Origin of the sequence: Kaistia sp. 32K (genome assembly GCF_016629525.1) — a bacterium.
In the GTDB taxonomy this organism is placed as follows: domain Bacteria; phylum Pseudomonadota; class Alphaproteobacteria; order Rhizobiales; family Kaistiaceae; genus Kaistia.
Genome location: NZ_AP024269.1, coordinates 3,576,498 through 3,595,011, shown reverse-complemented (window position 1 = coordinate 3,595,011; position 18,514 = coordinate 3,576,498). Strand labels below are relative to the sequence as shown.

General features: G+C 66.4%; 18 protein-coding genes. 12 read left to right on the top strand and 6 right to left on the bottom strand.

The features are described 5' to 3' along the window. Nucleotides 1-133: 133 nt before the first annotated feature. From K32_RS16695 to rhaM, 7 genes are all read left to right on the top strand, one after another. Complete coding sequence (locus tag K32_RS16695; protein ID WP_201400604.1) at nt 134-1,111, top strand: substrate-binding domain-containing protein; 978 nt, start codon at nt 134-136, stop codon at nt 1,109-1,111. A gap of 86 nt (nt 1,112-1,197) precedes the next feature. Beyond that, nucleotides 1,198-2,715, top strand: coding sequence for a sugar ABC transporter ATP-binding protein (locus tag K32_RS16690; protein WP_201400603.1), 1,518 nt, complete (start codon nt 1,198-1,200; stop codon nt 2,713-2,715). A gap of 5 nt (nt 2,716-2,720) precedes the next feature. Beyond that, on the top strand, nt 2,721-3,749 hold the full coding sequence (locus K32_RS16685; RefSeq protein ID WP_201400602.1) for an ABC transporter permease: 1,029 nt from the start codon (nt 2,721-2,723) through the stop codon (nt 3,747-3,749). A 2-nt stretch (nt 3,750-3,751) separates the two neighbouring features. Next, the gene (locus K32_RS16680; RefSeq protein WP_201400601.1) at nt 3,752-4,258 is read left to right on the top strand and encodes a gluconate 2-dehydrogenase subunit 3 family protein; all 507 of its coding nucleotides are present in this window, start codon (nt 3,752-3,754) and stop codon (nt 4,256-4,258) included. Beyond that, nucleotides 4,255-5,901 carry a GMC family oxidoreductase gene (locus K32_RS16675; RefSeq protein WP_201400600.1) on the top strand — a complete coding sequence of 549 codons (1,647 nt, stop codon included), beginning with the start codon at nt 4,255-4,257 and terminating at the stop codon, nt 5,899-5,901. Before K32_RS16680 ends, K32_RS16675 begins: the two co-directional genes overlap by 4 nt. A gap of 29 nt (nt 5,902-5,930) precedes the next feature. Then, entirely contained in the window at nt 5,931-7,322 is a 1,392-nt protein-coding gene (locus K32_RS16670; protein ID WP_201400599.1) for an FAD-binding oxidoreductase, read from the top strand. Nucleotides 7,323-7,381: 59 nt separating this feature from the next. Then, nucleotides 7,382-7,696 carry an L-rhamnose mutarotase gene (rhaM, locus tag K32_RS16665; RefSeq protein WP_201400598.1) on the top strand — a complete coding sequence of 105 codons (315 nt, stop codon included), beginning with the start codon at nt 7,382-7,384 and terminating at the stop codon, nt 7,694-7,696. A gap of 90 nt (nt 7,697-7,786) precedes the next feature. Here rhaM and K32_RS16660 read toward each other — a convergent pair whose 3' ends face one another. The 5 genes from K32_RS16660 to K32_RS16640 all read right to left on the bottom strand — a co-directional run bounded on the left by K32_RS16660 (nt 7,787) and on the right by K32_RS16640 (nt 13,792). Next, complete coding sequence (locus tag K32_RS16660; protein WP_201404534.1) at nt 7,787-8,785, bottom strand: LacI family DNA-binding transcriptional regulator; 999 nt, start codon at nt 8,783-8,785, stop codon at nt 7,787-7,789. Between the two features lie 245 nt (nt 8,786-9,030). After that, nucleotides 9,031-10,140: a substrate-binding domain-containing protein gene (locus tag K32_RS16655; protein ID WP_201400597.1), complete on the bottom strand. Its 1,110-nt coding sequence runs from the start codon at nt 10,138-10,140 to the stop codon at nt 9,031-9,033. Between the two features lie 29 nt (nt 10,141-10,169). Continuing rightward, complete coding sequence (locus K32_RS16650; protein ID WP_201404533.1) at nt 10,170-11,213, bottom strand: ABC transporter permease; 1,044 nt, start codon at nt 11,211-11,213, stop codon at nt 10,170-10,172. An 82-nt stretch (nt 11,214-11,295) separates the two neighbouring features. After that, on the bottom strand, nt 11,296-12,789 hold the full coding sequence (locus K32_RS16645; protein ID WP_201400596.1) for a sugar ABC transporter ATP-binding protein: 1,494 nt from the start codon (nt 12,787-12,789) through the stop codon (nt 11,296-11,298). A gap of 220 nt (nt 12,790-13,009) precedes the next feature. Continuing rightward, nucleotides 13,010-13,792 (bottom strand): SDR family oxidoreductase, encoded by a 783-nt coding sequence (locus K32_RS16640; protein WP_201400595.1) that lies wholly within the window; start codon nt 13,790-13,792, stop codon nt 13,010-13,012. Nucleotides 13,793-13,971: 179 nt separating this feature from the next. Here K32_RS16640 and K32_RS16635 point away from each other — a divergent pair, with 179 nt between their 5' ends. Both K32_RS16635 and K32_RS16630 read left to right on the top strand, forming a co-directional pair. After that, on the top strand, nt 13,972-14,385 hold the full coding sequence (locus K32_RS16635) for a GFA family protein (protein ID WP_201400594.1): 414 nt from the start codon (nt 13,972-13,974) through the stop codon (nt 14,383-14,385). 103 nt (nt 14,386-14,488) lie between these two features. After that, nucleotides 14,489-15,517: an L-idonate 5-dehydrogenase gene (locus K32_RS16630; RefSeq protein WP_201400593.1), complete on the top strand. Its 1,029-nt coding sequence runs from the start codon at nt 14,489-14,491 to the stop codon at nt 15,515-15,517. A 7-nt stretch (nt 15,518-15,524) separates the two neighbouring features. Here the strand turns inward: K32_RS16630 and K32_RS16625 are convergent, their stop codons facing one another. After that, nucleotides 15,525-15,962 (bottom strand): hypothetical protein, encoded by a 438-nt coding sequence (locus K32_RS16625; protein ID WP_201400592.1) that lies wholly within the window; start codon nt 15,960-15,962, stop codon nt 15,525-15,527. Between the two features lie 260 nt (nt 15,963-16,222). On the opposite strand from K32_RS16625, the gene K32_RS16620 reads away from it, so the two are divergent. The 3 genes from K32_RS16620 to K32_RS16610 all read left to right on the top strand — a co-directional run bounded on the left by K32_RS16620 (nt 16,223) and on the right by K32_RS16610 (nt 18,499). After that, complete coding sequence (locus tag K32_RS16620) at nt 16,223-16,750, top strand: HPP family protein (protein WP_244669554.1); 528 nt, start codon at nt 16,223-16,225, stop codon at nt 16,748-16,750. A gap of 64 nt (nt 16,751-16,814) precedes the next feature. Continuing rightward, the gene (locus K32_RS16615; RefSeq protein ID WP_201400591.1) at nt 16,815-17,741 is read left to right on the top strand and encodes an ABC transporter ATP-binding protein; all 927 of its coding nucleotides are present in this window, start codon (nt 16,815-16,817) and stop codon (nt 17,739-17,741) included. Continuing rightward, on the top strand, nt 17,738-18,499 hold the full coding sequence (locus tag K32_RS16610) for an ABC transporter permease (RefSeq protein WP_201400590.1): 762 nt from the start codon (nt 17,738-17,740) through the stop codon (nt 18,497-18,499). The genes K32_RS16615 and K32_RS16610 overlap by 4 nt, the downstream gene beginning before the upstream one ends. Nucleotides 18,500-18,514: the final 15 nt, after the last annotated feature.

The window sequence follows — 18,514 nt, the reverse complement described above, 5'->3', positions numbered from 1 at the left end:
CATCCGAGCCGCAACAACATCCCTAGTCAGGGATTGCCTCGCCGTCAATTTTGAAATATCTGAGATATCACTAGCCGCCCGGTGGGGACTTTGGTGCCGGCAGCGATCGCTAGCTTTGTGGAGGAAGAAACCGATGTTGAATCGCCGTTCCGCGTTCAAATACGCGCTCGCTTTGTCGGCCCTGACCGCCGTGATCTCGTCCGGTCCCAGCTTCGCCGAAGAGAAGAAATTCACGATCGGCTACTCGCAGATGTGGGGCACCAACCCCTTCCTGCTGGCGCAGGCCGCCGGCGCCGAGAAGGCCGTCAAGGAATGGGCCGACAAGGGCGTCGCGGTCGACATGATCGTGACCAATGCCGGTGACACCGACGTCAACAAGCAGGTCGCCGATCTCGAGGATCTCTATGCGCGCGGCGTCGATGGCCTGCTGATTTTCCCGGGCGACAGCATCGTCGTCGGCGATCCGATCGTGAACCTCTACAACAGGGGCAAGATCCCGGTCGCGATCACCGATATCGGCATCGAGAAGGGCGACTACGTCCACTTCAACATCACCGACAACTACAAGGGCGGCGCGCTCGCGGCGCAGCTGATGGCGAAGAACGTGCCGGCCGGCGCTAAGGTCATCACCTTCGATCACCTGCCGAACAGCACCGCCGGCCAGGAGCGCCGTCGCGGCTTCGAGGAAGAGGCGGCCAAGCTCGGCCTCACTGTCGAGCCGCGCAAGATCTACACGCTGAGCCTCGAGAATGCCCGTCGCCTGATGGAAGACACGCTGACCTCCATTCCGGACGTCGCCGGCGTGTTCTTCATGAACCAGGTCGGCGGCCAGGGCGCTGCCTCGGCGCTGGAGACGCTGAACAAGGCCGACAGCGTCAAGCTCGTCGCCTTCGATCTCGATCCGATCTCCTACGGCATGGTCAAGGACGGCAAGCTGCTCGGCCTCGTCGTCCAGAAGCCGTTCGAGATGGGCTATGCCGGCATGAACAACATGGTGGCGTCGCTGACCGGTGGCGAAGTCCTGAAGGACATGCAGATCGAGCCGCTGATCCTGTCGAAGGAGACGGCGGCCGACTTCGCCAACGACCCGCAGGTCACCGGCGGCAAGTAGTCCCGCTCCCAAGCCTTATCGACCATCGGACCAGCAGGGCGCCCGCGGCGCCCTGCTGAAGGAGAAGCCATGAGCGGGGAACAGCCATGAGCGGGGCGGAAGCGCCAATTCTGCAATGTAGCGGCATCGTCAAGTCGTTCGGCGGCGTCCGCGCGTTGCGCGGGGTCGACTTCGCCATCCGGCGCGGCGGTATTCATGGTCTCGTCGGCGAAAACGGCGCCGGCAAGAGCACGCTGACGCGCATCATCGCCGGCATCCATCGCCAGGACGAAGGCTCGATCCGTCTCGACGGCGAGGAGTTGCGGCTTGCCGATGCGAACGACGCGCTCGACCGGCGCATCGTCACCATCCATCAGGACATCAACCTGATCCCGTCGCTGTCGGTCACCGATAACATCCTGCTCAACAACGAGCTGACGAAGGGTGGGTTGCTGCGCCGCAAGGACGGTCGCAAGCGCGTCGCCGACCTGCTCGCGAAATATCATCTCGACGTCTCGCCCGACGCGCTGGTGCAGACGCTGCCGAACGATGCCCGCAAGATGATCCAGATCATCAAGGCGGTGAACCGCGACGCGCGCATCCTGATCATGGACGAGCCGACCTCGTCGCTGAACCAGACCGAAGTCCGCGTCGTCCTCGACATGATCCGCTCGCTGGCCGAGCAGGGCGTCGGCATCGTGTTCATTTCCCACTACATGTCCGAGATCTTCCAGGTCTGCGACGACATCACCGTCCTGCGCGACGGCCAGAACGCCGCCCATCTGCCGCGTGAGACGACGACGCTCGACGTGGTTGTCGGCGCGATGCTGGGATCGGAGGCGGCCGCCGCCAAGGCGACCGGGTCGCACGCACGCCGCGAGATCGCCGACGAGCCGCTGTTCGAGGTCGCGGGTCTGTCGGCACCCGGCAAGCTGCGCGACGTCGGCTTCACGCTGCGCAAGGGCGAGGTTCTCGGCGTCACCGGCCTGACCGGCTCCGGCGCCAGCGATCTCGCCAAGGCGATCTTCGGCTCGACCGATATCCGCCGCGACGGCGGCCGCTTCCGCCTCGAAGGCCGCGAGGTCCGTCTCGACAATCCGCACCAGTCGCTGTCGCACCGCATCGCGCTTTTGACCAGCGACCGCCTGCGCGAGGGCGTGCTGCCCGACTTCTCGCTGATCGACAACATGACGCTGCCGATCCTCGACCGGTTCTCCAAGGGCACCGGCTTCCTCGATGAGAAGCAGCGTCGCGAGGTGACGGAAGCCGGCATTCGCCGCTTGAACGTCCGCACCTCGGGGCCGAACGCCACCATCCGGCAGCTCTCCGGCGGCAATCAGCAGAAGGTGCTGATGGCGCGCTGGCTCGAGACCGGGCCGAAGGTGCTGATCCTCGACGAACCGACGATCGGCATCGACCTCGGCGCCAAGGCGGAGATCAAGGCGATCATCCGCGATCTGACGGCGCAGGGCGTCGGCGTCATCCTGGTCACCACCGAGATCGATGAGATCGTCGACATGTGCGACCGCGTCCTCATCCTCTACCGGGGCGCGCTGATCCGCGAATACGCCGGAACCGACATCAACAGAGAGGCTGTTCTGGCGGCCTCGATCAGCGGGAGCTGAAATCCATGAGTGATGCTGTCGTCAAGCCCGCCCCGGGCCAGAACAATTGGATGGACACGCTGCGGCGGTCCTACGGCCTGATCCAGTCGCTCGCCGTGCTGGCGCTGCTGATCATTGTGCTGTCCTATCTGTCGCCGCGCTTCATGACGTGGATCAACATCAGCAACCTGATGGCGCAGATGTCGGTGATCCTGATCGTCGCCGCCGGCATGACGGTGGTGATGATCGCCGGCGAGCTCGACATCTCCGTCGGCGCCATCGTGGCACTGACCTCGACGACCGCCGCCTATCTGATGGTGAACTACGGCATCACCGCCGGCCTCGTCGCCGGCATCCTGATCGGCCCGGCCTTCGGCATTCTGAACGGCTTCATCGTCACGCAGTTCAAGATACCATCGTTTATCGTGACGCTCGGCACGTCGATGATGGCGCGAAGCCTCGCCTTCGTCGTCACCGGTGGCATGGTGATCGCCGGCGTCCCGGCCGAGTTCAAGATCATCGGCCAGGGCAAGCTGCTCGACGTGCTCGGCTTCACCGAGATGGGCGCGTTCGAATACCTGAACATTCCGCTGCCCTTCCTGATCGCCATCCTCGTCTACGCGCTGGTCTGGGTGCTGCTGACGCGAACCGCCTTCGGCAAGAAGGTCTATGCCGTCGGCGCCAACAGCACCGTGGCGATGCTGTCCGGCATCCGCGTCGCCCGGGTGAAGATCGCCTGCATGATGATCGTCGGCCTGACGGCGTCGCTGGCCGGCCTGCTGCTGCTCTCCCGCGTCGGCGCCAGCCAGGCGGATTCCGGCCGCGGCCTGGAGTTCGAGGTCATCGCCGCCGTCGTCATCGGCGGCACCAGCCTCTATGGCGGCCAGGGCAATGTGCTCCGGACGATCATCGGCGTCGTCATCATCGTCCTGATCCGCAACTTCCTGAACCTCTCGCGGATCGACATCTTCTGGCAGGATTTTGCGACCGGCGTGATCATCATCACTGCCGTGCTGCTCGACGCCCTGCAGAAATACATTGCGTCGCGGAGGTAGACATGAGCGCCATCGACACCACCGATGACGCGGCTTTCGTCGCCGCCCTGATCGACACGATGATCCCCGGCGACGGAGATTTCCCGAGCGCCTCGGAAGCGGGCGTCGCGGCGCTGGTCGCGGCGCGCGCCAAAGAGATGCACGGGCCGGCCTTCCTCGCCGGCCTGCGCGAAGCCCTCGATCGCGGCGGCCCCTTCGCCGACGCCGAGGAGGCGGAGCGGGTCGCCCGCCTCGCGGCGCATGAGCGGGCGAAACCGGCCGACGTCCAAGCCGTCTGCGTCGTCCTGTATCTCTCCTACTACGGCGCGGCGTCCGTGAAGGCGGCGATCCGGCGAATGGGGCTGCAATATCCCGATGCCCCGCAGCCGGACGGCTATCGCATGTCGGCGTTCAATGCCCAGGACCCGCTCGAAGCGCCGACACATCGGCGCGGCCATTTCGTGGCGACCGACGCTGTGATGCGAGTGTCGACGGACGGCCTGGGCGATCTGAGGGAGCGGGTCGGATGAGCGCGACGCAGCACAGCAACCAGCCTGTCGACGTCGTCGTCATCGGTTCCGGTGTCGGCGGCGCCATCACCTCGATGATCCTGGCCGAGAAGGGGCTGAAAGTCGTCTGCCTGGAGCAGGGCGACTGGGTCGACGACCATCCGCATGGCGATCCCGGCTGGGAATATCGCCGCTTTTCGGACTGGGCACTGTTCCCGAACGAACGCCGGCGCGCCAACGACTATCCGCTCGATACGCGCGACGAGAAATCGCTGATGTGGAACGGCGTCGGCGGTTCCACCAATCTCTACACCGCCACCTGGCCGCGCTTCCGCCCCTCCGATTTTCGCAAGGGCACCGAGCACGGCCTCGCGCCGGACTGGCCGATTTCCTACGAGGATCTCGCCGAATTCTATGATCGCTCCGACGTCGATTGCGGCGTCGATGGCTTCCTCGGCGACCCGTCCATGCCGGAGCGCGGCCCGTTCCAGACACCGCCTTGCCCGCGTGGCGAGATGTCCCGCCATGCGGCGCGCGGCTTTGATGAGCTCGGCTGGCACTGGTGGCCGATGCCGACGGCGATCCTTGCCGAGGACTATCTCGGCCGCAACGCCTGCAACAATTGCGGCTACTGCCTGGCGAGCTGCCCGACCGGGGCGCTGGCCGGCATGCATGTCACCCACTGGCCGCGCGCGCTCGCAGCCGGCGTCGAGCTCCGCACCAATGCCCGCGTCGCCCGCATCGAGACGGATGCGGAGGGCCGGGCGACCGGCGCGACCTACATCGACCGCTTGACCGGCGAGCGTCGCTTTCAGGCGGCGAAGGTCGTCGTGCTCGCCGGCAACGGCGTCGGCACGCCGCGCGTGCTCTTGATGTCGGATTCAGAGTCGCATCCGAACGGCCTCGCCAATTCGTCGGACCAGGTCGGCCGCAATCTGATGCACCACGTGCTCGCCTTCGTCGAGATGTGGCTGGACGAGCCGACCGAGAACCATATGGGCACGGTCGGCGCGACGCTGATCTCTGCGGAATTCGCCGAGACGGACGCCTCGCGCGGCTTCGTCAACGGCACGACGCTGCATCTCGTGCGCCAGCTCGGCGCCGGCATCCAGTCGCTCGGCAGCAATTCCGGCAATCGCGCGCCGTGGGGCCGGGGGCACCATGACTGGTTCCGCCGCCATTTCAGCCACGGTCTGTCCGTGCTCGTCTATGGGGACGACCTCCCGCAGGCGGAAAACCGCGTCACCCTATCGGAGGAACTTCGGGACAGCTCCGGCCTGCCCGGGGCCAAGATCGACTACAAGCTCTGCGCCAATGACCGCCGGCTGATCGAATTTGGCATCGAGCGGGCCAAGGATCTCGGCCGCGCGCTCGGCGCCTTCGAGATGAAGGTCAATGATTTTCGCGATGCCGATGGCAACTACGTTCCGAACGCCTGGCACCTCTATGGCACGGCGCGGATGGGCGATGATCCCAAGAGCTCGGTCGTCAACCAGTGGCACCAAGCCTGGGACTGTCCGAACCTGTTCGTGATCGACGGTTCCGTCATGGTCACCGGCGCCGCCGTCAATCCGACCAGCACCATCGCCGCGCTCAGCTACCGTGCGGCCGAAAATCTCGCCGAGCGGTTCGAAGATGCCTGTCTCGGGCGTTCGCTCGTCTGAAAACTGGATCCCCCGAAGGAATGCATGACATGGGCAAGGCCGAGGCCAAGCTGGACGAAGCGATCGTCATCCGGGATATCGATCCCGGCTCCCACTATATCCGCGACTGGTCTGGTGAAGCCGACGGCAATCCGTCCTTCATCGCGCGCCCCCGCAATGTCGACGAGGTCGTCGATCTCGTGCGCTATTGCGCCGAAAACGGCCTCGCCATCGTGCCGCAGGGCGGTCATACCGGCCTCGTCGAGGGGGCTGCGGCCCATATCGAGGGCGGCCATGTGCTCGTCAGCCTGGAGCGGATGAACCGCGTCCGCGAGATCGACGAACTGAACTTCAGCGTCGTTGTCGAGGCCGGCTGTGTGCTGGAAGCGCTGCATCAGGCCGTCGAGGCGGAGGATCTGCTTTTCCCGCTGTCGCTCGGCGCCAAGGGCAGCTGCCAGATCGGCGGCAATGTCGCCACCAATGCCGGCGGCATCAACGTGCTGCGCTACGGCATGATGCGCGACCTGGTGCTGGGGCTGGAAGTTGTGCTGCCGGACGGCCGGATCTGGAACGGGCTCAAGAAGCTCCGCAAGGACAATTCCGGCTACGACTTGAAGCAGCTCTTCCTCGGCTCGGAGGGCACGCTCGGCATCGTCACGGCGGCGACGCTGAAGCTGTTTCCAAAACCCTCCCAGGTCGAGACGATGTTCCTGGCGGTCGAATCCGCCGAGGCCGCCGTCCGCCTGTTCGCCGCCGCGCGCCGCCAGCTCGCCGACCTGCTCTCCGCTTTCGAGCTGATCTCGGACAAGAGCGTCGCCATGGCGATGACCATGCCTGAGATCGTCAATCCGCTGGCGACGCCGTCGCCTTTCTACGTGTTGCTAGAGGCGGCCTCGAGCGGACCGCTCGATCTCGAGGCGCTGGTCGGCGGGTTCCTCGAATATGCGCTGGAGGAGGGCATGATCCTCGACGGCGTCCGCGCTTCCAGCGCGACGCAGGCGCAGAGGATCTGGGCGATCCGCGAGGCGGTGGTCGAGGCGCAGGTCAAGCGCGGCACGCATCTGCGCACCGACGTGTCCGTGACGATTTCCAGCGTCGCCGCCTTCATCGAAGAGGTCGAGGCGGTGCTGGCGGCAACGGTCGGCAACGGCATCGTGCTGACCTATGGCCATATCGGCGACGGCAACATGCACTTCGTCGTCGTGCCGTCCGATGATCTCGCCGGCGAGCCGCGCCGGGCGATGATCAAGGCGAGCGAGACAGCGATCTTCGCGGTGGTCGACCGGTACGCGGGATCGATCAGCGCCGAGCACGGCATCGGTCGCCGCAAACATCACGCCTTCGCGGACCGGGTTTCGCCGACGCAGCTGGCGCTTCTGCGCACGATCAAGTCGGGTATCGATCCGGCCAATCTGATGAACCCCGGCGCGATCTTCGACTGATCGCGAACGGATCGACAGGACAGGGCTGGCATCAGCCCGTTTCAAGGGAGAGGAAAGACATGAAGCGGATCGGTTTCAAGATGCGGATGAAGCCCGGCTGCGGCGCCGAATACAAGAAGCGCCATGACGAGATCTGGCCGGAGCTGCGCGAGCTGCTCGCCCAGCACGGCGCCCGCGACTACACGATCTTCCTGGATGAAGAGACGAACATCCTGTTCGCGATCAATCACATCGCCGATGGCGCGCGCGCCGACGAGTTGAATGCGCAGCCGCTGATGCAGAAGTGGTTTGCCCATATGGGCGATATCATGGACACCCATCCTGACGGCACGCCCGTCATGATCCCGCTTCCCGAAGTCTTCCACATGGATTGACCTCGACGGAATTGAGGTCCCGGCGTCGTTCGGGAGGTTGGAGCTGGCCTGTCGGGCCGGGACCTCGATCGTGACCGGGCTTCGGCCCGGTCACGTGCTTTCGCGATGGATCACGCGGAACGGCATGATCAGCGTTTCCGGCGGAATCACCTCGCCCCCACGCCGCGCCTCGATGGCGCGCAACAGCAACTTTCCCGCCGTGCGGCCGATCTCGACGGCGTCGATGGCGACCGTCGTCAGACGGGGATGGCTGCAGCGCGACACCTCGAAATCGCCGAAGCCGGCGATGGCGATGCGCCCCGGCACAGCCCAGCCGCGGCGGTGGCATTCCATCAGCGCGCCGAAGGCGGAGAGGTCCGAGACGCAGATGGCGGCGTCGACCTCCGGCCATTGCGTGACCAGCTGCACGATCGCCTCGGCCCCTTGCGCCATCGAGATCGGCGGACTGCCGAACGAGATGATGCGGGCCTGCGGCAGGCCTAGTTCGGCGATCGCCTGGCTGTAGCCGAGGCGGCGGTCGGCGCCGCGCGTGTCGCGATTGGTGGTGCCGCCGATGAAGCCGATATTGCGATAGCCCTCCGCGTAGAGATCATGCACCAGCGCGCGGATCGCCGCCGCGTTCGAGAAGCCGACGACATGTTCGACCGGCTTCTCCGGCAGGTCCCAGGTCTCGATCACGGGAATGCCGATGGCGTCGAGCTGGCGCCGGCAGCGGGCGCTGTGCGATCCGCCGGTCAGGATGATCCCCTCCGGACGACGCGTCAGCATCGATTCCAGCAGCGTCTCTTCCTTCTCGACGAGATAGTCGGTGTGGCCGAGCAGGAGCTGCAATCCGCTGCCCTCGATCGCCTCCGTGACGCCGCGCACCGTGTCGGAGAAGTTCGAATTGTTGACCGAGGGAATGAGCGTCGCGATGAAGCCGGAGCGCTTCGAGGAGAGCGTGCCGGCCGTCTGGTCGAGCACATAGCCGAGCTCGTCGATCGCGGTCATGATCCGTCGGCGCGTCTCCTCGGAGATGGGGCTGCCCTTCTTCAGGGCGCGCGACACCGTCATCGTCGAGACGCCGGCGCGCTCGGCGACGTCGGCCATCGTCGGCTGGCTCTTCGGCGTTCTTCCGGGGGGGACGGTCGACATTCTCTCTACCTGATGCCTGGGCGCGCGGGCGCCTCCGGTGAAGTACGAAAAAAGGCCGGTCGTGATCCTGCGAGTTCAAGCCGGAGCGGCGTCGTTACCGCAGTCCGGCGGGGAGTGCCAGAGCTTGTCGCGGGCTGGTGGATGCTTCGCGAGACCGTTTCCGGCGGTCGCGCGAGGCGGCCGCCGGTCTCTGCGAGCGATCAGTGCACGCCCCAGATCTTCTTGTATTCGTCGCGATAGCCGTTGTCGGGATCGAACACGTTCTTCGGGCCGCCGTCGAAGGCGACGTTGTCGGGCGTCACCAGATGGACGCCGGGGACATAGCCGGACCACTTTTCGCCGGCGAAGGCGCGGTTCAGCTCGTCGATCAGCTGCCAGCCCTGCATGGCGAGGGGCTCTGGCACGGTCGCGGCCTGATGGTCTCCGGCGCGGATGCGCTGATAGGCCGATTCCGAGCCGTCACCGGCGGAGATGTTCTGCGGGTCGCCGTTACCGGCGATGCCGGCCGCCTGCAGCGCCGGCGGCATGAAGTCGAAATAGAGGTCGTTGATGGCGAGGGAATGGGTCCACTTGGCGCCGTTCTGCTGCAGGAGCGTCGTGGTCAGCTGCGGGATGCGGGTCGAGACGTCGGCGAGCGGCGTGTCCTGGAAGGAGACGACCGTGCAGCCGGCGCACTTCTTGATCCATTCCTCCATCGCGCGGCCCTTGGCGATGGCGATGGCATAGGTCGAGTCGGCGAAGACGACGACGCCGGCCTTGCCGTCGGAATCGGCGACCGCCTTCATTGCCGCGACCTTGGCGACTTCCATCGCGTCGGTGGTGACGTTGGCGAAGATCGGCGTGCCTTCGAGCGGGCCGGGGACGGGGCCGGAATGCCAGCCGACCATCAGGATGCCTTCCTTAGCGGCGCCTTCGAGGCCGGCCTTCTGCTCGACGGCGTCGCTGCCGCCGACGATGATCGCGTCCGGCTTCAGCGCGATCGCCTGGGAGAGCGCCGTGGTCTGGCCGGAAACGGTGCCCTGGCCGTCGATCTCGCGATAGTCCCAGCCGATGGCGGCGGCTGCTTCCTTGGCGCCCTGCGAAACGCCCAGGATGCCGCCATTGCGCATGTCGCCGGCGACATAGACGATTGTCTTCTTGCCGACGGCCTTCGGGCCTGTGGTCGGGCCGTCCCACTTGTCGGCGCGGCCGGCGGCCTTGGCGACGATGGCCTTCGCCTCGTCGACGAAGGCGTCGGCGTGCGCCAGCATCGGGATGGCCATCAGCGCGACGGCGCTGGCGGCGGCGAGCAACAGATTGCGTGACTTCATGAAGGTCCCTCCGAGTTGCGACGGGTTTCTTAGGCGCCCGTCTTTTTGAATGGCTTGCTGCTGGCGCCGCGGCGGCGCTGGGCGTAGCCGGCGATGCCGATGGCGATCAGCAGGGTCACACCGTTGAACATCGGCTCGACCCAGAACGAGCCGCCGAACTGCTGGATGCCGGCGATGCCGACCGCGAGGATCGCGACGCCGGCGAGCGTGCCCCAGACATTGACGCGGCCCGGCTTGATCGTCGTCGAGCCAAGGAAGGCGCCAACCAGCGCCGGCAGCAGATATTCGAGGCCGACGCTGGCCTGGCCGATGCGGAGCTTCGAGGCGAGCAGCACGCCGGCGACCGCCGTCAGCGCGCCGGAGGCGATGAAGGCGCCCATGGTGTAGCGCTGGACGGGAATGCCGTTGAGGGCGGCCGCCTTCGGGTTGGCGCCGATGGCGTAGAGATAGCGGCCGACCGGCAGGTGCTCGAGGATCAGCCACATGACGATGGCGAGCGCGATCACATAGTAGCCAGTGATCGGCAGGCCGAAGACCATCGTCCCGTTCAGCGCCAGGAAGCCTTGCGGCAGCTGCGCCACCACCTGGCGCCCGCCCGTATGCCAGAGCGCGATGGCGTAGAGCACGGTGCCCGTGCCGAGCGTGGCGATGAAACTATCGATGCGGGCGACCTCGACCAGCAGGCCGTTCAAGAGGCCGACGCAGGCGCCGAGAATGATGACGATCAGCACGGCGAAGGGCCAAGGAATGCCGGCCATGGTCTGCAGGCTGATCGCCAGGATGTGCCAGAGCACGATGCCGTAGCCGACCGTCAGGTCGATCTTGCCGGCGGCCATCGGGATCATCGCGGCGAGCGACAGCAGCGCGATGATCGCCTTGTCCGAGATGATCGACCGCACATTCAGCATGGTCGGGAAGGTCTGCGGCAGCAGCACCGAGAACAGGATGATCAGCAGCACCAGCAGGATCGGCAGGCCGAAGACGGGAATGCGCCGGCGCAGACGTTCGCCGAACGAGGCGTTTTCCAGTTCGCTGCGGGTCGGTTCCAGCGCATCGGAGCGGACGGAGTTCATGGACATGGGCGAGCTTCCTGGAGCGTTTTCGAGCGAAGTGGGTGCCGGTTCGCGTGAAGAAAACGCGACAAAACAGAGGGTTCTAGGCTGCTTCCGAGGCGGAGGCCGCGGTGATCACGGATTCGGTGGTGAGGGTGGGGCCGGAGAGCTCGGCGATGATCCCGCCCCGGTTGAAGACGAGCGCCCGGTGGCAGATATGGGCGATCTCCTCGAAATCGGTCGAGACGACGACGACGGCGAGGCCCTTCTCCAGCGCCTGCGCGATCAGCCGGTAGATCTCGGCCTTGGCGCCGACATCGACGCCGGCGGTCGGGTCCTCGGCGATCAGCAGCCGGCGGTTGGTGGCGAGCCAGCGGCCGACGACGACCTTCTGCTGGTTGCCGCCGGAAAGCCCCTCGATCGGCAGGTCGGGATCGTTGGGGCGCAGGCCGACCGACGCGCCGAGCGCGATCGCCTTGCGGGCTTCGGCGCGCGGCGACAGATAAGAGAGCAGGCCGCGGCCGATGGCGGCCGGGTTCAAAAAGGCGTTCTCGCGGACGCTGAGCGAGAAGGCGACCGATTCCTCCGTGCGATCGCGCGCCACCAGCCCGATGCCGGAATTGAGCGCTGCGCGGGGTGAGGAAAGATCCGGCGCCTCGCCGTCGATCCGGATCGAGCCGCGATGCTGGGCTGCGCCGAACAGGGCGCGGCCGATTTCCTCCTGGCCGGCGCCGCGCAGTCCGACGAGGCCGAGCAGCTCGCCCTGGCGGATGTCGAAGCTGACCGGGCCGGCGGAGGGCGTTTCGAGATCCTGGACGGCGACGCGGATCTCGCCCGAGCCGAGCTCGCCCTTCTTGAACAGCTCCAGCGTCGTCGAGCCGACGATCAGGCTGACCAGCTCGTCCGGCGTCGTCTCGGAAACCGGCTTCTCGCCGACCTTGAGCCCGTCACGCATGACGACGACGCGGTCGGCGATGCGGAAGATCTCGTCGAGGCGGTGCGAGACATAGATCATGCCGACGCCGCGCGCCCGCAGCCGGCGGATCGCCTCGAACAGGCGCTCCACCTCGTCGGCCGGCAGGCTGGCGGTCGGCTCGTCGAGGACGAGGAAATCGCAGTCGACGACGAGCGCGCGGGCGATCGCCACCAATGACTTCTCGGTCCGGCTCAGGCTGTGCACCCGCGTCGTCGGATCGATGTCGCAGCCGACCAGCTCCAGCGCCGTCGCGGCGTGTTGTTCGGTGCTCTTCCAGTCGATCAGCGCGCGGCCGGAGAACCCCTGGGCAAGGCCCATGTTCTCGGCGACCGTCATCCATTCGACGAGGCCGAGATCCTGATGGATGAAGGCGACCTTCTGCCGTTCGCCGCGCGCATGGGCGCGGTGGCGGTACGGCTCGCCGCCAATGGTGACATGGCCGCTGTCGGCGCGGAAAATGCCGCCCAGAATCTTGATCAGCGTCGACTTGCCGGCGCCGTTCTCGCCGAGCAGCGCCACGACCTCGCCGCGCGCCACGTCAAAGCTCACGCCCTTCAGCGCTCGCGTGCCGCCAAATGCCTTGGCGACATCGTCGAAGCGGAGGACTCCCCCGTCGGCCATGCTTTCATCCTCCCGGATGCGGGCGGCACCGCTATCGTTCCCATCCGGTTCTTTGTCCGGTTATCCTTGTTATCGATAACAAGAAGCGGGGTGTCAAGCGTCGCTGACGAAAGGTTATGGCCAGCGAAGACTTTGAGGCGGAATCGGCAAGGAGGGGCTGAACTTTCATGCCGGGAGAGGATGGCGGCCGCGCGGGCCGCCTTCCTCTTCGGAAGTTCGCTCAGAGGCTGGCGGTGATGCCGCCGTCGACATAGAGGATGTGGCCGTTGACGAAGCTGGAGGCATCCGAGGCGAGGAAGATCGCCGCGCCCGCCAGCTCCTGGACGTCGCCCCAGCGGCCGGCCGGCGTGCGGTTGGCGAGCCAGGCCGAGAAGGTCTCGTCGGCGACCAGCGCGGCGTTCAGCTCGGTCTTGAAATAGCCGGGGCCGATGCCGTTGACCTGGAGGCCGTAGCGGGCCCAGTCGGTCGCCATGCCCTTGGTCAGCATCTTCACGGCGCCCTTGGTCGCCGTGTAGGGCGCGATGCCGGGCCGCGCCAGCTCGCTCTGCACCGAGCCGACATTGATGATCTTGCCGCGTCCGCGCGGGATCATCCGGCGGCCGACCGCCTGGCCGACCAGGTAGACGCTGTCGATGTTGGTGGCGGTGATCTTGCGCCAGGCTTCGAGCGGGAAGTCCTGCAGGGGCGTGCGATGCTGCATGCCGGCATTGTTGACGAGGATGTCGATCGGCCCGATCTCCGTTTCGATCTTCTCGATGCCGGCGGTCACCGCGTCCGGGTCGGTGACGTCGAAGGCGGCGGTGCTGACGTCATAGCCCTTGGCGGCGAGCGCGGCGCGGGCTTCCTCCAGCTTGGCCGCGTCGCGGGCGTTGAGCACGATGCGGGCCCCGGCCGAGGCGAGTGCGTCGGCGATGGCGAAGCCGATGCCCTTGCTGGCGCCGGTGACGAGGGCCAGTCGCCCGCTGAGATCGAACAGGTTCACGCGATCACTCCCTGAAATCATGCTGTTGGTGATGGGGTGGGCGGATTGGGTATCGATAACATTCGGGTGTCAAGTCGGCGCCTGCCGGTGACGGCGCTGGCATCCCGCTCCGCCGGCTGTACAAAGGCGGCGTCCGAACCGGACGCGGGCGCGCCGTGTAAGGCCGTGATCCGCATTGCGACAGGAAGCTGGGAGTGGGCGTGACAGAAACGATCTATGGCGGCGGATGCCTCTGCGGTTGGATTCGCTATGAGGCGATCGGCCCGGCCGACAACCCGCACACCTGCTCCTGCCGGCAGTGCCAGCAGTATACCGGCGCGCTGACGGCGGCCTGGGCGGGGTTCCCAAGCGACAGCGTGCGCTGGACGGGGCCGGGCGGCGCGCCCGCGACCTTCCGCTCGTCGGAGATCACCCGCCGGGCGTTCTGCCCGAAATGCGGCAGTTCGATCGGCGCCCTCGACGACGCGCCGACGATCGAGCTGCTGATCGGCGGTTTCGACGAGCCGGATCAGGCGGCGCTGCGGCCGCGCGGGCATTCCTTCGTGGATCGCCAGCCCGGCTGGTGGCATCTCGATACCGGGGCCGCGGAGCCGGAAGCGGACGAGCCGTTGTGATTCCGGATGGGCGAGGCGGCATTCCGGGTGGGCGAAGTGACTCGGCTTGCCTTGCCGCCACTTCGTGATATCGATAACAAAAATCGGATCAGGGAGAGACGCCATGCGCGCCGTCGTCATTCATGCAGCCCGTGACCTCCGGGTCGAGGACCGGGAAACCGGCGCCATGGGGCCGGGCGAGGTCACGGTCCGGATCGAGGCGGGCGGCATCTGCGGCTCCGACCTGCACTATTACCAGCATGGCGGCTTCGGCACGGTGAAGCTGCGCGAGCCGATGATCCTGGGCCACGAGGTCGCCGGCACGGTCACAGCGGTCGCGCCTGATGTCACCCGCGTCAAGCCGGGCGACCGTGTCGCCGTCAATCCGTCCCGCCCCTGCCGCACCTGCCGCTATTGCTACGAAGGCCTGCCGAACCAGTGCCTCAACATGCGCTTCTACGGCAGCGCCATGCCGATGCCGCACATCCAGGGCGCGTTCCGGCAGGAGCTCGTCTGCATGGCGATCCAGTGCGAGAAGGGCGAGCAGGCCACGGTCGCCGAGCTGGCGATGGCCGAGCCTTTCGCCGTGACGCTGCATGCGCTGTCGCGGGCGCCGTCGCTGCTCGGCAAGCGCGTGCTGGTCACCGGCTGCGGCCCGATCGGCGCGCTCGTCGTCGCCGCGGCCCGTTTCCACGGCGCGGCGGAGATCATCGTCACCGACGTCGTCGACGAGCCGCTCGCCTTTGCGCGCAAGCTCGGCGCCGACCGCACCATCAACATCGCGACCGAGCCCGAGGCGCTGGCGGCGCTCGGCGTCGACAAGGGCACAGTCGGCGTGATGTTCGAATGCTCGGGCAACGAGCGGGCGCTCCGTTCCGGCCTCGAGGTGGTGCAGCCGCGCGGCACCATCGTGCAGGTCGGCCTCGGCGGCGAGCTGTCGCTGCCGCAGAATGTCGTGGTGGCGAAGGAGATCGCGCTCACCGGCTCGTTCCGCTTCCACGACGAGTTCGCGCTGGCGGTGAAGCTGATCGACGCGCGCAAGGTCGATTTGAGGCCGCTGCTGACCGGCAGCTTCGGCATCGAGGACGCGGTGGAAGCGTTCGAAACGGCCGGCGATCGCAAGCGCGCCATGAAGGTCCAGCTCGCCTTCTGACCGCCCGTCAGCGGCGATTTCGCCGGGGCGGGGAGGGCTCGTCCCAATCCTCCTCGTCGTCATGTTCCGGATGCCGATTGTGTTCGCGATCCGTCGCGTGGTCGACTTCGTCGTCCGTCTCGTCTTCGTCCTCTTCCTCGAACGCTTCGTCCTCATCCTCCTCGTCCGGCTCAGGGGCCGGGCGGGGGCGACGGGACATATAGCGCAGGATGCAGGCATTGATCGCCACGGCGAGGACGAGCAGCAGGAAGTTCAAGTAGGCGCTGGAGCTGTCGATCCACCAGGTGAGCAGCACGCTCCACGGCAGGCCCAGGACCAGCGGCAGCAGGGCGGCCAGCGGGTTGGTCGCGACGACGCCGATCGCGCTCAGGGGAACCAGCAGGATCGCGAAGGCGGCCCAGGCGACATAGATCAGAAAGAGGAGGCGAAGAACGCGCCAGCGCATTGTCGTCCGGTGAAAACGTGTGTCGGGGCTTGGCCATCCGGCGCCGCAATGGCGGCCGCGCCTAGGCTCCGCCTGATCCCATCATATCCGCCCAGGCTTTCCAGAGTCTTGCCTGTGTCCGGAGCGGGGGACGGGGGATCGGGGCGGATTTTTCTGCGGCCTGCCTATTTTCTGGATTGCGATGCCTCGTTTTTCATCACGGCTTCGCTTAGAAGTGCGGGCCCGCACGAATGCGATGCCCGAACCCCCGGCCCTGCAGCATGCCTCGTCGCCTCCAACATTTCGTCACCCGCCATGAAGTGCGGACCGGCAGTTTCCTGTCGCACCTGAAGTCGGGGCTTGGCGGCGCGCTTGGTATCGGCGCGGTCGGCGCGCTCGCCGTGACGACGCACCAGCCTTTCCTTTTGGCGCCGTTTGGCGCCTCGGCCGTGCTGCTCTTCGGCCATCCGGCGAGCCCGCTGGCGCAGCCGGCCAATGTGATCGGCGGCTATTTCGTCGCGACGCTGGTCACGCTCCTGGTGCTAATGCTGTTTCCCGGCGCCTGGGTCGCTGCGGCGGTCGGCGTCGGCCTCGTCATCGCGCTGATGTCGATGCTCCGCATCACCCATCCGCCGGCGGGCGCGATCCCGATACTCGCCGCGACCTCGACGATCCAGGGCGGCACGCTGTTCGGCGTCGTGCTCGGCGGCAGCATCGGCCTCGTCGGCGTCGCCTCGCTGCATCACTGGCTGCCGCCCCGACACGAATATCCGAAGCGCCCGCCGGCCAAGGATATCGCCGCGCCCTGAAATTTGGGGGTGCTGTTGCATAAATCCCGCCGAAACGCCGACTTCCTCGGCTATGATCGGCGCCATGCAGAACATTATTTCCGTCGCGAATCTCTCGAAAGTCTATGCGTCAGGCTTCGAGGCGCTGAAAGGCGTGACGCTCGACATCCGTCGGGGCGAGATCTTTGCGCTGCTCGGGCCGAACGGCGCCGGCAAGACCACCCTGATCAGCATCATCTGCGGCCTCGTCAATCCGTCGACCGGCCGTGTCACGGCTGACGGCCACGACGTCGTCACAGACTATCGCGCCGCCCGCGCGCAGATCGGCCTCGTGCCGCAGGAGCTGACGACGGACGCCTTCGAGACCGTCTGGGCCACCGTCAGCTTCAGCCGGGGCCTGTTCGGCAAGCCCGCCAATCCGGCCCATATCGAGAAGATCCTGCGCGACCTCTCGCTCTGGGACAAGAAGGACTCGAAGCTCCGGACGCTCTCCGGCGGCATGAAGCGGCGCGTGATGATCGCCAAGGCGTTGTCGCACGAGCCGCAGATCCTGTTCCTCGACGAGCCGACCGCCGGCGTTGACGTCGAGCTCCGGCGCGACATGTGGGAGGTGGTGCGGCAGCTGCGGGCGAGCGGCGTCACCATCATCCTGACGACGCACTATATCGAGGAAGCCGAGGAGATGGCGGACCGCATCGGCGTCATCCATCGCGGCCAGATCATCCTGGTCGAGGAAAAGGCCGAGCTGATGCGCAAGCTCGGCAAGAAACAGCTGACGCTGCAATTGCAGGAGCCGCTGGCGAACGTGCCGGACGGGCTCGACGCCTACGGCCTGCAACTCGGCGACGAAGGCAACGAGCTGATCTACAGCTACGACGCCGACGCCGAGCAGAAGGGTATCGCCGACGTTCTTCGCGCGCTCGGCGCCGCGGGGATCCACTACAAGGATCTACAGACGAGCCAGCGCTCGCTCGAGGAGATCTTCGTCAGCCTGGTGAGTGAGCGTTCATGAATTTCTATGCGATCCGCGCGATCTATCTCTTCGAGATGGCGCGAACCGGCCGCACGCTGCTGCAGAGCATCGTCGCGCCGGTCCTCTCCACCTCGCTCTACTTCATCGTCTTCGGCGCGGCGATCGGTTCGCACATGAAGGCGATCGACGGCATCGGCTACGGCTCGTTCATCGTGCCCGGCCTGATCATGCTGACGCTTCTGACGCAGAGCATCTCCAACGCCTCCTTCGCGATCTATTTCCCGAAATTCGTCGGCACGGTCTACGAGGTCCTGTCGGCGCCGATCTCGCCGTTCGAGATCGTTATCGGCTATGTCGGCGCGGCGGCGACGAAGTCGATCCTGCTCGCCCTGATCATCCTGGCGACGGCCGGCCTGTTCGTGCCGCTCGAGATCCAGCATCCGTTCTGGATGCTGCTGTTCCTCGTGCTGACCGCCGTCACCTTCAGCCTGTTCGGCTTCATCATCGGCATCTGGGCGGACGGCTTCGAGAAGTTGCAGCTGGTGCCGCTGCTGATCGTCACGCCGCTGACGTTCCTCGGCGGCAGTTTCTATTCGATCTCGATGCTGCCGCCGGTCTGGCAGACGGTCGCGCTGTTCAATCCGGTCGTCTACCTGGTCTCGGGCTTCCGCTGGAGCTTCTTCGGCACGGCCGACGTGAACGTCGCCGTCAGCCTGACGATGACGCTGGCGTTCCTGGTCGCCTGCCTCGCCATCGTTACCTGGATCTTCCGGACGGGCTACCGCCTGAAGAACTGAGCGCGCGTCATGGGC

Excerpts from the sequence above, each read along its gene's own strand:
- K32_RS16695 (WP_201400604.1), top strand. The coding sequence starts at position 134 with ATGTTGAATCGCCGTTCCGCGTTCAAATACGCGCTCGCTTTGTCGGCC.
- K32_RS16690 (WP_201400603.1), top strand. The coding sequence starts at position 1,198 with ATGAGCGGGGCGGAAGCGCCAATTCTGCAATGTAGCGGCATCGTCAAG.
- K32_RS16685 (WP_201400602.1), top strand. The coding sequence starts at position 2,721 with ATGAGTGATGCTGTCGTCAAGCCCGCCCCGGGCCAGAACAATTGGATG.
- K32_RS16680 (WP_201400601.1), top strand. The coding sequence starts at position 3,752 with ATGAGCGCCATCGACACCACCGATGACGCGGCTTTCGTCGCCGCCCTG.
- K32_RS16675 (WP_201400600.1), top strand. The coding sequence starts at position 4,255 with ATGAGCGCGACGCAGCACAGCAACCAGCCTGTCGACGTCGTCGTCATC.
- K32_RS16670 (WP_201400599.1), top strand. The coding sequence starts at position 5,931 with ATGGGCAAGGCCGAGGCCAAGCTGGACGAAGCGATCGTCATCCGGGAT.
- rhaM (WP_201400598.1), top strand. The coding sequence starts at position 7,382 with ATGAAGCGGATCGGTTTCAAGATGCGGATGAAGCCCGGCTGCGGCGCC.
- K32_RS16660 (WP_201404534.1), bottom strand. The coding sequence starts at position 8,785 with ATGGCCGACGTCGCCGAGCGCGCCGGCGTCTCGACGATGACGGTGTCG.
- K32_RS16655 (WP_201400597.1), bottom strand. The coding sequence starts at position 10,140 with ATGAAGTCACGCAATCTGTTGCTCGCCGCCGCCAGCGCCGTCGCGCTG.
- K32_RS16650 (WP_201404533.1), bottom strand. The coding sequence starts at position 11,213 with ATGAACTCCGTCCGCTCCGATGCGCTGGAACCGACCCGCAGCGAACTG.
- K32_RS16645 (WP_201400596.1), bottom strand. The coding sequence starts at position 12,789 with ATGGCCGACGGGGGAGTCCTCCGCTTCGACGATGTCGCCAAGGCATTT.
- K32_RS16640 (WP_201400595.1), bottom strand. The coding sequence starts at position 13,792 with ATGATTTCAGGGAGTGATCGCGTGAACCTGTTCGATCTCAGCGGGCGA.
- K32_RS16630 (WP_201400593.1), top strand. The coding sequence starts at position 14,489 with ATGCGCGCCGTCGTCATTCATGCAGCCCGTGACCTCCGGGTCGAGGAC.
- K32_RS16625 (WP_201400592.1), bottom strand. The coding sequence starts at position 15,962 with ATGCGCTGGCGCGTTCTTCGCCTCCTCTTTCTGATCTATGTCGCCTGG.
- K32_RS16620 (WP_244669554.1), top strand. The coding sequence starts at position 16,223 with ATGCCTCGTCGCCTCCAACATTTCGTCACCCGCCATGAAGTGCGGACC.
- K32_RS16615 (WP_201400591.1), top strand. The coding sequence starts at position 16,815 with ATGCAGAACATTATTTCCGTCGCGAATCTCTCGAAAGTCTATGCGTCA.
- K32_RS16610 (WP_201400590.1), top strand. The coding sequence starts at position 17,738 with ATGAATTTCTATGCGATCCGCGCGATCTATCTCTTCGAGATGGCGCGA.